General features: G+C 56.1%; 14 protein-coding genes. 8 read left to right on the top strand and 6 right to left on the bottom strand.

Annotated elements, in window-relative coordinates:
• Nucleotides 1-14 precede the first annotated feature (14 nt).
• The 3 genes from LA5095_RS02240 (at nucleotide 15) to LA5095_RS02230 (ending at nucleotide 4,311) form a co-directional block, all read left to right on the top strand.
• Entirely contained in the window at nucleotides 15-2,225 is a 2,211-nt protein-coding gene (locus tag LA5095_RS02240; protein WP_055111545.1) for a 3-hydroxyacyl-CoA dehydrogenase NAD-binding domain-containing protein, read from the top strand.
• Nucleotides 2,226-2,369: 144 nt separating this feature from the next.
• On the top strand, nucleotides 2,370-3,503 hold the full coding sequence (locus LA5095_RS02235) for an AraC family transcriptional regulator (RefSeq protein ID WP_082442734.1): 1,134 nt from the start codon (nucleotides 2,370-2,372) through the stop codon (nucleotides 3,501-3,503).
• Nucleotides 3,504-4,035: 532 nt separating this feature from the next.
• Complete coding sequence (locus LA5095_RS02230; protein ID WP_055111543.1) at nucleotides 4,036-4,311, top strand: DUF6460 domain-containing protein; 276 nt, start codon at nucleotides 4,036-4,038, stop codon at nucleotides 4,309-4,311.
• A gap of 15 nt (nucleotides 4,312-4,326) precedes the next feature.
• Here LA5095_RS02230 and LA5095_RS02225 read toward each other — a convergent pair whose 3' ends face one another.
• A complete protein-coding gene (locus tag LA5095_RS02225) occupies nucleotides 4,327-5,244 on the bottom strand; it encodes a histone deacetylase family protein (protein ID WP_055111541.1) in 918 nt (305 codons plus the stop codon).
• A 79-nt stretch (nucleotides 5,245-5,323) separates the two neighbouring features.
• Nucleotides 5,324-6,061 carry a DUF8737 domain-containing protein gene (locus LA5095_RS02220; RefSeq protein ID WP_055111539.1) on the bottom strand — a complete coding sequence of 246 codons (738 nt, stop codon included), beginning with the start codon at nucleotides 6,059-6,061 and terminating at the stop codon, nucleotides 5,324-5,326.
• A gap of 88 nt (nucleotides 6,062-6,149) precedes the next feature.
• Between LA5095_RS02220 and LA5095_RS02215 the strand changes: the two genes are divergently transcribed.
• Together LA5095_RS02215 and LA5095_RS02210 are read left to right on the top strand one after the other, a co-directional pair.
• Nucleotides 6,150-6,491 (top strand): winged helix-turn-helix transcriptional regulator, encoded by a 342-nt coding sequence (locus LA5095_RS02215; RefSeq protein ID WP_055111537.1) that lies wholly within the window; start codon nucleotides 6,150-6,152, stop codon nucleotides 6,489-6,491.
• A gap of 52 nt (nucleotides 6,492-6,543) precedes the next feature.
• A complete protein-coding gene (locus tag LA5095_RS02210; protein WP_055111535.1) occupies nucleotides 6,544-7,896 on the top strand; it encodes an MATE family efflux transporter in 1,353 nt (450 codons plus the stop codon).
• Here the strand turns inward: LA5095_RS02210 and LA5095_RS02205 are convergent.
• A complete protein-coding gene (locus LA5095_RS02205) occupies nucleotides 7,893-8,987 on the bottom strand; it encodes a quinone-dependent dihydroorotate dehydrogenase (RefSeq protein WP_055111534.1) in 1,095 nt (364 codons plus the stop codon). The two genes, LA5095_RS02210 and LA5095_RS02205, sit on opposite strands and share 4 nt — an antisense overlap.
• Nucleotides 8,984-9,328, bottom strand: a complete 345-nt coding sequence (locus LA5095_RS02200; RefSeq protein ID WP_055111532.1) for a DUF952 domain-containing protein — start codon at nucleotides 9,326-9,328, stop codon at nucleotides 8,984-8,986. The genes LA5095_RS02205 and LA5095_RS02200 overlap by 4 nt, the downstream gene beginning before the upstream one ends.
• Nucleotides 9,329-9,555: 227 nt before the next feature.
• Here LA5095_RS02200 and LA5095_RS02195 point away from each other — a divergent pair, with 227 nt between their 5' ends.
• Both LA5095_RS02195 and LA5095_RS02190 read left to right on the top strand, forming a co-directional pair.
• Entirely contained in the window at nucleotides 9,556-10,461 is a 906-nt protein-coding gene (locus LA5095_RS02195; RefSeq protein WP_055111530.1) for a thermonuclease family protein, read from the top strand.
• Nucleotides 10,462-10,611: 150 nt separating this feature from the next.
• The gene (locus LA5095_RS02190; RefSeq protein ID WP_055111528.1) at nucleotides 10,612-11,415 is read left to right on the top strand and encodes a pyrroline-5-carboxylate reductase family protein; all 804 of its coding nucleotides are present in this window, start codon (nucleotides 10,612-10,614) and stop codon (nucleotides 11,413-11,415) included.
• Nucleotides 11,416-11,462: 47 nt separating this feature from the next.
• Here LA5095_RS02190 and LA5095_RS02185 read toward each other — a convergent pair whose 3' ends face one another.
• On the bottom strand, nucleotides 11,463-13,121 hold the full coding sequence (locus tag LA5095_RS02185; RefSeq protein WP_055111526.1) for a lysine--tRNA ligase: 1,659 nt from the start codon (nucleotides 13,119-13,121) through the stop codon (nucleotides 11,463-11,465).
• 254 nt (nucleotides 13,122-13,375) lie between these two features.
• On the opposite strand from LA5095_RS02185, the gene LA5095_RS02180 reads away from it, so the two are divergent.
• Nucleotides 13,376-13,747 (top strand): tellurite resistance TerB family protein, encoded by a 372-nt coding sequence (locus LA5095_RS02180; protein WP_055112654.1) that lies wholly within the window; start codon nucleotides 13,376-13,378, stop codon nucleotides 13,745-13,747.
• A gap of 73 nt (nucleotides 13,748-13,820) precedes the next feature.
• Here LA5095_RS02180 and apaG read toward each other — a convergent pair whose 3' ends face one another.
• Nucleotides 13,821-14,222 (bottom strand): Co2+/Mg2+ efflux facilitator ApaG/CorD, encoded by a 402-nt coding sequence (apaG, locus tag LA5095_RS02175; protein WP_029063944.1) that lies wholly within the window; start codon nucleotides 14,220-14,222, stop codon nucleotides 13,821-13,823.
• Between the last annotated feature and the right edge of the window lie 141 nt (nucleotides 14,223-14,363).

Raw genomic sequence — 14,363 nt, 5'->3', positions numbered from 1 at the left:
GAGGAGATATTCCCATGAGCTACAAGAATTTCACGATAGAGACAGACGACGACGGCATCGCTCTCATCACCTGGGACATGCCCGAGAAATCCATGAACGTCATAGACCTGTCGGTCATGGACGAACTCGAGGCGATCGTTGATCAGGTTGCAGGAGACGACGCAATCAAGGGCGCCATTATTCAATCCGGCAAGGCGGCCTTTTCGGGTGGCGCGGATCTGACAATGATGGAAGGTCTTCTGAAAGACTTCCACGTGAAGCGCGGAAATGATCCTGAAGGCGCTGCCAAGGCACTTTATGAAGGCTCTCGCAAACTCACGCTGGTCTATCGAAAGCTTGAAACCTGCGGCAAACCCTTTGTGGCCGCTGTTTGCGGCACATGCATGGGTGGCGGTACGGAACTGGCTCTGGCCTGTCACGCACGCATTGTTGACGAAGGCCTGAAGATGGGACTTCCGGAAGTCAAGGTCGGACTGTTTCCAGGTGCAGGCGGAACGCAGCGCGTCATGCGCATGACCGATGGCCAGCAGGGCATGCAATTCCTCCTGCAGGGAAGAACCCTGCGCGCACCGCAAGCAAAACAAATGAAGCTGGTTGACGAGGTCACGGGCACCAAAAAGCTTGTTGCAGCAGCCAGAAAATTGCTGAATGCCGGGCTCGACCCGGTCAAGGACTGGGACAAGAAGGGTTACAGGCTGCCCAACGGTAAAGTGTATTCCCCGGCAGGGTTCCAGTTCTGGCCGGCAGCCAACGCGATTTACCGACGCGAAACCCATGACAACTATCCAGGTGCACGCTACCTGCTTCATGCCGTGGTCGAAGGCCTTCAGCTGCCGATGGACCTCGCCCTTCAGGTCGAGAGCCGCTATTTTGCCAAGGTGCTTCAGACGCCGGAAGCTGCCAACATGATCCGCTCCCTGTTCGTTTCCATGCAGGAATTGAACAAGCTCGCACGCCGTCCGGAAGGTCAGCGTCCGAACAAGATCAGGAAGGTCGGTATCCTGGGTGCCGGTTTCATGGGCGCCGGCATCGCCTATGTCTCCGCCAAGGCGGGTATCGATGTCGTTCTGATTGATCGCGAACAGGAGGCAGCTGACAAGGGCAAGGCGCACTCCGACGAATTGATGAGCAAGGCGATCAAACGCGGCAGGGCCAGCGAAGAGCAGAAGCAAAAACTGTTGGCGCGTATCAATCCAACCGTCGACTATGAGGCGCTGGCAGACTGCGATCTTGTCATTGAAGCTGTTTTCGAGGACCGCGACATCAAGAAAACGGTTACCGAGAAAGCCGAAACCGTGATGAAATCGCGCGCGATATTCGCCTCCAACACCTCGACGCTGCCGATCACGTCACTGGCACAGGCCTCGAAGCGTCCGAAAAACTTCATCGGCATCCACTTCTTCTCTCCGGTCGACAAGATGATGCTTGTTGAGGTGATCCTCGGCAAACGCACATCCGACCGGGCGTTGGCAATGGCTCTGGACTACATCAAGGCGATCAAGAAGACGCCGATTGTTGTCAATGACAGCCGTGGTTTTTATACGTCACGCGTCGTGATGACCTATATCCGCGAGGGTCTGATGATGCTCGCCGACGGTGTTCCCGCCGCGATGATCGAAAACGCGGGCAGAATGGCCGGAATGCCGGTCGGTCCGCTGTCTCTTGGTGACGAGGTGGCACTCGACCTTGCCTGGAAGATTGTTTCGGCCACCCGCAAGGATCTCGGTGTTAAATATGTTGAGGGACCGCTCGACAACATCCTTGAGGCAATGGTGGTCAAGCAGGAACGGTTCGGCCGCAAGAATGGCAAGGGGTTCTACGACTACAAGGGCAAGGACAAGACTTTGTGGCCCGGGATCACGGATGTAACCGGTCAACCCAAACCGGCGGAAAGCTTCAACATCGAGGAACTCAAGCAGCGGCTTCTGGTCATGCAGGCGCTGGAGACGGCACGGATCTTCGAGGAAAAATGCCTGACGGATGTTCGCGAAGCCGACGTCGGTTCCATCCTCGGTTTCGGCTTTGCGCCCTATACGGGCGGAACGCTCAGTTACATCGACATGATGGGCACCGCAACGTTCGTGGACCTCTGCAAGAAGTTCACCCGCAAATGGGGACCGCGCTTCAAGCCCAACAAGTTGCTGCGCGATATGGCCAGGGAAAACGAGTCCTTTTACGGAAAGTTCCCCCCCAATCCAGAACAAGCAACTAAAGACGCTGCGTAATTGACTCTCGAACCATCTCCTGCACGGAGATGGTTCATCCCTTAGTCTGAAATAGCAATGTTATTATCCATCGTGTCTTGATCCGCGTTGTCATGTCATGCAGAGTTTGCGATACAACTGTGCACGGGTTGGCCGGAGAAAAGAATGCCGCTTGAAGGCGAATGGGCACGCGCGGACGTGTTCCGGGTATTGCGGGATTTCAGTTCAAACACCGATTTGAACTGGCCGCATATTGCCGAGCTGTACAACTTTGATCTTGCTTGCATCGAGGATCCTCAAGGTACCGTTCCCATTACAGCCTGGCATGGCGTTTTTGAACATGTTGCCAAGGCGCTTGGCGACGACGGCGTCATGTTCGATCTGTTCAATAATGTTGAAATCGGCTGTTTTTCCATCTTCGACTATCTGTTCTCCTGTGCACCGACCCTCCGGGATGCGTGTGTTGCCTGGATAAAGTTCATTCCGATCCGCACCAACGCTTACCGGTTGACTTTCGAAGAGGGCGAGACCGGCGGGTACGTCGAGTGGCCCATTCTGGAAGGCCGCGGCGAATGGCGCCAAAACATGTTTGCGAGAACCGGATGGGCAACCCAGCAACTTGAACGTGCCCTGGACATGCAGGTTCCTCCCATTCTCATCGAACTGGCGACCACGGCACCGCAAAATACTTCGGCCTTTCAGAAAAAGTATCAGGGGCGCCTGAAATTCGGTGCGTCACACAACCGGATCTTCATACCACGGTCACTGCTGTCACGACCGCTGCAACGCAGCGATACGCACCTTTACGAGATCATTCTCAAAGCTGCGATGGAGGAACTGGACCGCTTCGGACAGCTTGAATCACCCCTCACGAGAATTGCAAACGAGGTGGCATCCAACCTCGCCCATGGCGCGTGCACCCTGCCCCACATTTCGGCCAAGCTCGGCATGTCGCAAAGAGCCGTGCAAAGACTTCTTGAAAAGGAAGGCACAAGTTTCCGCAAGTTGAGCGAGGAAATCCGTCGCTCGGCCGCCGAGCGATATCTGCGAGGCACTGATCTGCCAATGAAGGAAATCGCCTACCTCATCGGATTTTCGGAGCTCAGTACGTTTTCCAGGGCCGTCAAGTCCTGGTTCGGCATGTCACCGCGCAAATTCCGGGAAGGATCAGCAAAAAACGCCGAAGGTGGCGGAGGTCAGCGAAAAAGAGCCAGCCTTGTCCGCCTCTCCAAGATGCCCCATCCCGCGAGTCGTTCAAAAGAACTAACCGAGCGAAAGACGCGTATGCGTGCCGACTAGATTTTTCTGATCCTGTCGGTGCACATTTCAGCCGGAGAATTTCGGCACGGTGGCGGTTACGGGCTGTACCACCGCCGTGCCAGAGATAATTCAAAGGTCCTTGAAACGCCCAGTACTCCCTGACTGACGCTTCCCCGGAATAGATGCCCTCAAACTGCGAGAGGTGTACCATCCCGTCCCGGACCGGTCCTGCAACGTGCCTATTTGTAGTCCGTGCCGGATTGAACCGGTGCGGGATTATCTTTCGCTGCAAGCAGAGGTAACTTAATCGAAAGCAGAAGTGGGCATTCCGCAAACGAAAAATCTCAGCTACCCGATTTCTTTCTTACGCGAGCGCGACTAGCGTGTCTTTGGCTTGAGACCTCAAGGATTTAACTATTCACGACACGTCTTGCGGGGTATTGTAACAATTCGCAGTGTTCTGTTTCGTGGACACCTTTCAAGATGCTGCTGGAACCACGTTGTAATTGTCGTCAATTGATCTTAACTAACCGGGATAGCTAACTACCGATTTCACATTCCGGAGGAACACATGTCCGACAGCGGCCTGAGCAGATTTCTAGGTGGGTCTCCCGCCCAGGTTCTCCTGCGGCTCGTGTTTCTTTCCTTTGTCGTCGGGATAATCCTTTCCGCACTCAACCTGGATCCTCTCGATCTGGTCAATATGACCGTCAACTTCTTCGAGCGACTTTGGAACATGGGTTTTCACGCAATCGGCAGACTTGGCAGTTATCTGGTGGTCGGGGCGATTGTGGTGGTTCCCATCTGGATGATCACACGGCTCCTCGCTATGGGCCGGTCACGCTGACCCCCCGGAGCCGGGTCACTCCCGGCTCCTTGCTGCCAAATCCCTCGCAGTCCTGTGCAGCGTGACGTGGCGGTCCGCGAGCTCATCAATATCAGTCGAGTACCCTCCGCCCAGCACACAGGCGATCGGCAGCCCTTGGGATCTTACCTTTTCGATCACGTACCGGTCCCTCTGTCGCAGCCCGTCCCGCGACAATTTCAGCCGCCCGAGACGATCGTGCTCATAAGGGTCGACACCGGCATTGTAGAAAACAATGTCCCAACGTTCGCGTTCAAGAAGGTCCGGTAAAACAGCGCACAGCGACTTCATGTAACTCTCGTCGCCGGTTTCATCCGGCAACCCGATGTCAAGATGCGAGGGGACCTTGCGGACCGGGTAATTTTTCTGGGAATGCATCGAGAAGGTGAAGACGTCAGGGTCTCCTTGAAAAATGTCCGCAGTGCCGTCGCCCTGGTGGACATCAAGATCCAGGACCAGCACCTTTCGGATGGCACTGTCGGCCTGCATGACCCTGATTGCCACGGCTACATCGTTGAATACACAGAAGCCGGCACCATGGAGACGGCGCGCATGGTGACTGCCGCCAGCCGTGTTGCAGGCGATGCCATGCTCAAGAGCAAGATAACCGGTCAAAACAGTGCCACCTGTGGCACATTGCGCGCGCAACGCAATGTCGGCACGCATTGGAAATCCGATTTCCCGGGCGACCTTCGCCGGAACCTTGCCGTTGAAGACCTGATCGACATAAGCGGGATCATGCGCAAGGGCGATCCATTCAAATGGAGCAGGCCGCGGGCGGAAAAACGGTCGCCCGTCAAGCAGGCTTTCCGCGCGGATCAAATCCGCAACCGCTCGAAACTTGTCCATGGGAAACCGGTGATTTGCGGGCAAATCGGCGCAATAGGCCGGGTGATGAACGATCGGCAAAGGCATCAGGTGCACTATAGTGCTTCTCTCAATTCCTGCCAGTCCGGCAAATGCCGCCGGCGGCTATGCGCCGGCGGTCGCTTTGTCATGCGGTAACCGTTTTTTGGCGAGCCGCGCGGCGGAGCTGCAGGATCGAAAAGACGTGTGCAGCGAGAAAAATCGGAACAAAGAAGGCTGGAAACAGAACAAGCGGGTAGTTGTTGATGATGTTCGGTTCTTCCAATGCCATGACGTGCAGGAAACCTTCCGAGGTCAGAACGCCGGTCAGGACTGCAATTGCGAAATCGGAAAGACCTATGATGTTGGCTCGCCAAACGAGTGCGTTTGCATTTGCCCTGCCCTGTTCAAGCGCCTTGAATGCCTGCCATCCAGCAATTCCGGCCCAGATGTCGCCGACCCCGGCAGGCAGTGCAAATTGCCAGGGAATTTCGCCGAAGGCCCAACCGACAAGGAACACAAATCCCATAACCCGTGGCACCTGGAAGGCGATCATCTCGCGCTGATCTGCACTTTCGGCAATTCTTCGCCCGGCATGCGTCGCGCTACCCAGCAAAACAAGCAAACCTGCCCCGCCGAACAGGAAGATCAGAACGTAGGGTATACCAGTTGGCGTCTGGGGCGGCATCAGCAGCCCGAGCTCGCCCGCTCTTGCTGCCAGGGCGTACCATAGACCCAAAACAATCCCGAGCACCGACAGTGCAATCGCGGTTTTGAGCAAGGACAATTTTGCCCTTTGTGCTGCGATTGCAACGGCAATGACGGCGAGGACCGGCAGCAGCGTAGCGAACGCGCGGACATAAAATTCAAGGAACGTTGAAAACATGCACTTCTCCCCTTACTTCCATTTGTGAAGTGACTCTTAATTTCGTAGTTACTTCACAAATTGCAATGGGTCACCTACATTTCAGTTCATGAAAGATATTTCCCGCGCTCACTGCCCTATCCGCCGGGCGACAGATATTCTGACAGACCAATGGTCTTTTCTGATCCTCCGGGAATTCTTCCTGGAAGGAAGAAAGCGAAGATTCCAGGACCTGCAGCAGGAATTGGGATTGTCGCCGAACACACTTTCCAACCGTCTCAAGCACCTGGAAAACACGGGCATACTGGAGCGTCGACTTTACTCCAGTCATCCTCCGCGCGCCGAATACGTTCTGACGGAAATGGGTGCCCGGTTCGGACCGGTTCTCGAAGCGCTCTATGATTGGGGAACCAGTTACCCGGAAACGGACAAAAAACCGAAAAGCGATTGACGAACGCGTTGTCGCTGGACATGAAGGGTCCTTATTCAGATCAGAGCCCCTCATGCCCCATTCCAATGGCACGGACGATCCGTCCCGCCTATCCTTCGCAGTGACGCACCGTTCCGTGCTGGCCATCGCCATTCCGATGACGCTCGGCTATTTGTCGACACCGCTTCTGGGCGTGGTCGACATGGCTGTCATTGGACGGCTCGGCGATGCCGCGCTGCTCGGCGGGATCGCGCTTGGCGGGATCATATTCGACCTGGTGTTCACCACATTCAGCTTTCTGCGCGCTGGAACGACCGGACTGACGGCTCAGGCCGCCGGAGCACGCAACGATGAGGAGATAAAGGCAACCCTTTTGAGAGCGCTCGTCATTGCGCTTGTGGGAGGTGTTCTGGTAATTGCGCTCCAGTCACCTATCCGGGAAACCGGCCAATGGTTTCTCGGTGGCAGTGCCGATGTTCGATCCGTCACGGCCCGCTACTTCGACATACGTGTGCTCAGCTCACCTTTCCTTCTTGCGAACTTCGCCATACTCGGATGGTTCATCGGGCTTGGCCGGGCGGGCACCGGGCTGCTGCTGCAGCTTGTCCTGAACGGGTTGAACATTGTTCTCAGCATCTGGTTTGTCATGGGACTCGGGTGGAGCGTCGAAGGTGTTGCGGCGGCGACCGTCTTGAGCGAGGCAGCGGCAACACTGCTCGGCCTTTTCCTGATATTGACCAGCGTCCGGCGCGGAACCTGGCCGAAACCCGCGATCATTTTCAACCGGCGGCTTCTGTTGCGCATGATGGCCCTAAATCGGGACATCCTGATCCGGTCCTTTGCGCTTCTTTATGCCTATGCATTCTTCATGGCACGCTCGGCAGACCAGGGTGATACGGTGCTTGCTGCCAACGCCGTCCTCGAAAAGTTCATACTGGTTTCCGGATATTTCCTCGACGGACTTGCAACCGCTGCCGAGCAACTGGCAGGCCGGGCCGTCGGAGCAAAGTTCCGCCCCGCCTTCGACCGGACACTCAAACTGACCGCATTGTGGAGTTTCGCAATGGCAGGTTTGCTGTCTGCCATCTTCGTGATTTTCGGGTCCGCCCTGATCGATTTCATGACGACTTCCGGCGAGGTTCGGGCGCTTGGGAATACCTATCTCATCTGGGCTGTCCTGGCGCCTTTGCTCGGCGTTCTGGCCTTTCAGATGGACGGAATTTACATCGGCGCAACCTGGTCAGGCACAATGCGAAACATGATGCTGCTGTCTCTCGCAGTCTATATCGCCGCTTACCATGTCCTGTTTCCACTGTTGGGAAATCACGGTCTCTGGCTCGCGCTGTCGATTTTTCTGGGATTGCGCGGCGTGACGCTTCTGGCCGCATGCAGGCGGCGCGCCGACAAGGCCTTTGCGCAGGTCTAGATCTCTTCCGAGGCCCAAACATCCACATTCAGGTCCCTTGCTTCCCGCAAGGACGCATAGCCATAGTGGTCGAGATTGTCCGCAAGTCCCGACAGGATCTCGCCGATCAAGGCCGGTCCCTTGAAGACAAGTGACGAATAGAGCTGCAGCAGATCAGCACCGGCAGTGATTTTTGTCCAGGCGGTTTCGGCACTGTCGATGCCACCAACGCCGACAATGGGAAGGTCCGGACCTGCCAGCTTGCGGGCGCGTGCCAAGACGGCCGTAGATTTCCTGAAGAGCGGTCTGCCGGACAGCCCTCCTGTTTCCTGATGAGGTCCGGTTCCAGCCAGTTCGTCTCTGCCGACGGTCGTGTTGGAGACGATCAATCCGTCGAGGGACTTTTCCAGCACCTCTTCGACAATGTCCTTCAGATCTTCATCTACGACGTCGGGCGCAATCTTGAGCAGCAACGGCACTCGGCGTTCTGCCTTGTCTGCACACAGATCGCGCGCCGAAACGACGGCCTGCAGCAAATCGGCCAGAGCCGAACGCGCCTGCAGATCTCTCAGGCCCGGCGTGTTCGGCGACGAAATGTTGACCGTGAAATAGGAAGCCATGTCAGCGAATTCGGTTATTCCGGCGACATAGTCGGCAATTCGATCAGAGGCATCCTTGTTGGCACCGACATTGATGCCGACAATCCCATCGTTCCGCTTTCTCGACAACAGACGTTTGCGCATTGCCGTGTGGCCATCATTGTTGAAGCCATAGCGGTTGATGACGCCTTCATCAACTGGCAGCCGAAACACGCGCGGCCGCGGATTGCCAGGTTGAGGTCTGGGCGTCACGGAGCCGACTTCCGTAAAGCCAAATCCCAGGTTCAGAAGTGCATCGGGCACTTCGGCGTTTTTGTCGAACCCGGCTGCCATTCCGAGCGGATTGGGAAACTCCAGATCCCAGAAACTCGAGGTGAGACGCGGGTCGGCCGACGTGTTGCCACCCGATATCAACCCTGCTTTCAGGGCAAGTACTGTTACACGGTGCGCATTTTCCGCATCAAGAAAATGAAGTCCCCTGAGTGCAACACCTTCAATCCAGCCGGATCTCATCCGTCAAGCTCCGGAAAGACGTGTGTTCCCTTGTCGGACAATGGCAGCTCGCGAACCCAGATTGCATCTCCCGGCCGCAAATCATCATACAAGTGCGGAAACAGCGCTCCCCCCCGCGATGGCTCCCATATCAGGGCCTCACCGAGTGTTTCGGCGTCAAATGCTGCCAGCAGCAGATCTGTCTGACCGCTGAAGTGTTTTGCGGCTGTTTCCCGGACCTGCTGTGCTGTCGAAAAGTGAATGAACCCGTCGGTCAGATCGATCGGCGCACCCTTGAAGACACCCGCGTCGACGGCTTCCTGCCACATCGTTCTCGGGACGATCTTGAAAATCAGTGTCATGACTGCCTATTACCGTGACTGTTCCTGTTTTGCCGATCTTTTGCGGGACCGGACTCGATCCGCGCGGACACTACTCACAGGGCTGCCGCCAAACAAGCCGGACCGCCGGACTTTCTTGAGGAATGACAAATTCACAGGGAAAATGCAGTATGGCGTGGCTTAAAATTCTCGGAATTCGTTTTTCCAGGCCTTATGATTGCACTCCAAAAGGAAACAAGTGACTCGCGATGAAGCTTCGGCCTTTCCTGGTGCCTGCTCTCTTGCTCACCGTCTCCAGCGGTGTGGTTGCCTGGTTGCTGCTGGCAGAACCGCCCGAAGCTCCGGAATCCCAGATTGCCGAAGCGCTGAGACCTGGTCTTGCGGAAACGACGGACGTAATTTCCGAGCCCGAAATTCCGACTGAGGGAAAGTTGTCTTCGGATGATCCGGTCGCGACAGCAGCACCGCTCCCGGTGGACATACGCAATGTCTCACCCGACGGGGTTTCCGCACCTCAGGTCAGCGGTGGCCTGAAGCGTATAGAACCTTCCAAGCGGTTTCAGGAGCTCGTCAATCCACCGGTCGAACCGGTCCCGGACGGACCACTTGAACTCATTCGGGTGCAGGTTCTGGACGGAGGCCGGATAAAATCGAAGAAACTGGTCGTTACGCTCGCGCATATCGAGCCGATGAAGATAGATGAAACCTGCATCGCCCAGCAAGGCGGCGTCTGGCCCTGTGGCACGCGCGCCAGAACCTTTTTGCGCGGCCTGATCCGGCAATTCAAGATCACGTGCGAAAAGATTGCAGAAACCGGACCGCAAGAGATATTGGCGACCTGCAAGCGGGGCAAGATCGACTTGAGCACCCGTCTTGTGCGCTATGGCTGGGCGGATCCGGCGCCCGGCGCCCCTGAGGGATTTCAGGACTTCGCACTTCTGGCCAAACAACGCAAACTCGGGAAGTGGCAGGACCAGTGGCAATTTGCGACCCCGGACTCGCGGTGGGATGCCGATCCGAATGCACCCCTGCCCGGTCTTGAGGACCTTGAACCGGAAATCGTCGAGTGGAGCCAGCGAACGGAATCGGCCGATCCGAACCAGGAGTTCTTCGGATTCGAACCGGACGTCGCTGAAGATATTCCACAGCAATGATGCAAGGCCGGACGGTTCAGGAACTCATTGTCAAACTGCGACGACCGCCCAGCACTGTCGCATCCCATTCGGAAGACGTCGATTAACTTACCTGCGTTTCGTAAACTTGCCTCTAGGCTCCATAAAACCTGTCGCTTATCGGAGACCGCCATGTCACACAAACTCAAGGTCGGGATTGTCGGTGGAACGGGTCAGCTTGGTGCCGCCATGGCAACCGGCTGGCTTGAAAGCAATCACGTCAGTCCGCAAGATCTCTGGATCTCGAACCGGTCCGGTAAGGCAAGCGGCTTTGCCGATTGGCCGGAAGTCAATTTCACCACCTCAAACCAGGTTCTTGCCGAAGCCTGTGACGTGATCGTTCTGTCCGTCCCGCCTGACCAGACTGGCAAATTGAATGTTTCCGCCAGCGACAAGCTGGTTATTTCGGTTATGGCAGGTGTCTCGCACAAGCAGATTCGGGAATTGACGGGAACACGCAAGGCCGTGCGCGCAATGTCGAGCCCTGCTGCCCGGCAAAGGTCAGCCTATTCCGCCTGGTTTACAAAAGATGGACTGGATGCTGCCGACCGCAGAACTGTTCAAGGGCTATTGTCCGCAATTGGCGCTGCGGATGAAGTTGCGGACGAAGGACAGATAGAGGTTTTCACAGTCCTCACAGGTCCTGTGCCCGGCTTTGCCGCCTTCTTTGCCGATTGTCTTGTGCAATTTGCCCTGGCAAACAATGTTGCCCCGGATGCGGCCGTGAAGTCGGTCAAGCAGCTGTTTCTGTCGAGTGGTAAACTTATGTCGGTCAGTGACCATTCACCTGATTTTTTTGTGAAGGAAATGGTCGACTACGGGGGCACGACCGCCGCAGGCCTTGTGAAGCTTCAGGAACTCGGGACTGTCAGATTAATTGAAAAAGGCCTCGATGCCAGCCTGGAACGTGTTCGGACAATCGCGTCGTCCGATTGACAATCTGGAGTGAAGACCAAATCTCCACCCCTTTTTGTTCACCTGGCTCAAGCAGCCAGTTCGCCGCCCAATGCCTTGCGGATCATCTCGCGTGTTTCGTCAATGCCGTAAAGGGCGACGAAAGACCCGAAACGCGGGCCCTTCTCCTGCCCCAGAAGCAGTTGGTAGAGCGCGGAGAACCAGGCCACCGACACGCCAGGACCGCCGTCCGGCCCCTTCTTTTTCGGGTCCTGATAACGTTCGATTGCGCGGGCAACGTCCAGGACCGCGTCCTGGATTTCGGCCCCGTCCGCATTCTCGGGAAGACCGGCCAGTTTTGCGTCCAGCTGTTCGAGCGCCATGCGCTCGGTGTCATCGGGAACCTTGAAGGATTTCGTCGGTTTGACGAAATCATCGAAGTAGCGGATCGCATAGCCAACCAGCGCGTCCAGTTCCGGGTGCGTTTCGGCCGTCACGCCGGACGCGTAGCGGGAAATGAAGGCCCAAAGCACCTCTTTGTTTTCCGCATTCGACGCGGAAACAAGGTTCAACAGCATGGCGAAGGGGACCGGCATATCAATCTTCGGAATGTTTCCGGAATGGATGTGCCAGGCCGGATTCTGAAGTCTCTGCTCCACCGGCATCTGCTCATATTTCTGGACGAAGGTATAGTATTCGTCCACGGCCTTCGGAATGACATCGAAATAGAGCTTCTTGGCTGTTTTCGGCTTCTGAAAATTGTAGAGCGCGAGGCTTTCCGGCGACGCATAAGTCAGCCATTCGTCGATCGACAGACCGTTGCCCTTCGACTTTGAGATTTTCTCACCGTTTTCGTCAAGGAAGAGTTCATAGACGTAGTGCTCCGGAGCCTTGCCACCCAGGATGTTGCAGATCTTGTCATAGATCGGTGCATTGGTCTGGTGATCCTTGCCGAACATCTCGAAGTCGACATCAAGAGCCGCCCAGCGCATCCCGAAATCTGGCTTCCACTGCAGCTTCACCTTGCCGCCGGTCACGGACAGGGTGATTTCCTCACCGGTTTCATCGTCAAATGTGATCGTCCCGTCCCTGGGGTTCACGTCTTTCATGGGCACATAAAGAACACGGCCCGAGGTCGGCGAGATCGGCAGAAATGGGGAATAGGTGGCCTGACGTTCCTCACCGAGTGTCGGCAGCATCACATCCATGATCTTCCGATATTTTTCGGTCGCCCGGACAAGCACTTCGTCAAATTTTCCGGATTTGTAGTACTCGGTCGCACTTGCGAATTCATAGTCAAAGCCGAATGTGTCCAGGAACCGGCGCAGCATGGCGTTGTTGTGCGCTGCAAAACTCTCGTAGTCGCCGCCAAAGGGGTTCGGGACGGTGCTGAGCGGCATCTGCAGGTAGGGCTCCAGCGCTGCACGGTCCGGAACGTTCTCCGGAATCTTGCGCATGCCGTCCATATCGTCGGAAAAGCACAGAAGCCGCGTCGGAATCTTGTCCTCGGTCAACAGGCGAAAAGCCGTCCGCACCATGGTGGTGCGCAGCACTTCGCCAAAGGTACCGATATGAGGCAGCCCGGAAGGGCCGTATCCCGTTTCAAACAGAACCGGTTTTTCCAAATCCCGACTTCCGATGCGTTTGACCAGTTTTCGCGCTTCTTCGAACGGCCACGCTTTCGATTTGGTGGCCGCCTCGACAAATTCTTGCGAAAGGTCAAGCGAAGGCAGGGATTGGTCGGTCATGTTCGGGTTTCATTCTGCTAAATTGGAAGAAGTCAGTGCAATTCCGGCTGGTTTACTGACGCGAAGCCTTATGTTGCGGCGCGACACTAGAAAAGCACGACGCAAACGTCAATCGATTGTCGCCTTTCCGTGACTTGAAGCTTTCCTGACAACCCTATAAACCGGGCCTTCGATTTGCCCAAAACCGGCGCACTGGAGATTGAATAGTGTCTAGCAATGAACCGATCAGCGTTCAGGAAGCCCTCATCTACGTGATGGTGATTGTGTCAGCGTCAGACAACGCTATGACGGACAAGGAACTGGCCACGATCGGTGACATGATCAAAATGTTGCCGGTGTTTGAAACCTACAACGAAAACAGGATCATTCCGGCCGCACAACGGTGTGGCGACATCCTTCAGGAAGAAAACGGCCTGTCGCTTGTCCTGGAACTGGTCGGCGACGTCCTGCCTGCGAAACTCTACGATACTGCCTATGCTCTGGCGGTGGAGGTTGCTGCAGCCGATCTACACGTCGAACAGGAAGAACTCCGTGTCCTGCAGATGCTTCGCGACCGTTTTAGCCTCGACAAACTGACTGTTGCGGCCATCGAACGCGGCGCGATTGCCCGTCACCGCAAGGTCTGACCCAGCTGTTCAGCGTGTGCCGGTAAGGTTGACCGCGGGGCTGACGATATGCTCCGCGAACCGGCGAGCGCTGTCAATTCAGGCTGCGGATCGCGTCCGGCAGGTCCAGGGAAAATGGTGGGATGGCGACGTGAAAACGGCTGCCGTCCGGCCGTTCCATCGCGTATGATCCCGCCATGATACCGTTGTCGGTCGAAAGCGGGCAATGTGACGAATATTCATATGTTTCGCCGGGTTCGATCACCGGCTGTTCCCCGACAACACCCTCGCCGTTTACTTCCTCCAGACGGCCGAAGCCATCGGTGATCTGCCAGTGCCGCGTTTTCAACTGCACCGGTTCAGAACCGCTATTGTGGATCTCGACCATATACGCCCAGATGAATTCGCTTTCTTCCGGTTTCGATTCATCGTCGAGATAAAACGGCTCGACAGAGACTTCGATTCCCTGCGTAATGGCGCTGTAACTGCCTGACACGGTTGTTCCTTCAATCCTGGGGCGGTTATCCGCAACTTCAGGAAGGGCTTATAGGGCGAATGACATAAGCGTGAAAGAGACTTACTTGTGATTTCCGAAAGGATTTTGCATTTACAGCGCTGATTTGTCCAAGTCAGGAAC

This window comes from Roseibium album (assembly GCF_001404515.1).
GTDB lineage: Bacteria > Pseudomonadota > Alphaproteobacteria > Rhizobiales > Stappiaceae > Roseibium > Roseibium album.
The sequence above is the reverse complement of the archived record's forward strand: the minus strand, read 5'-3'. Positions and strand labels throughout refer to the sequence as shown.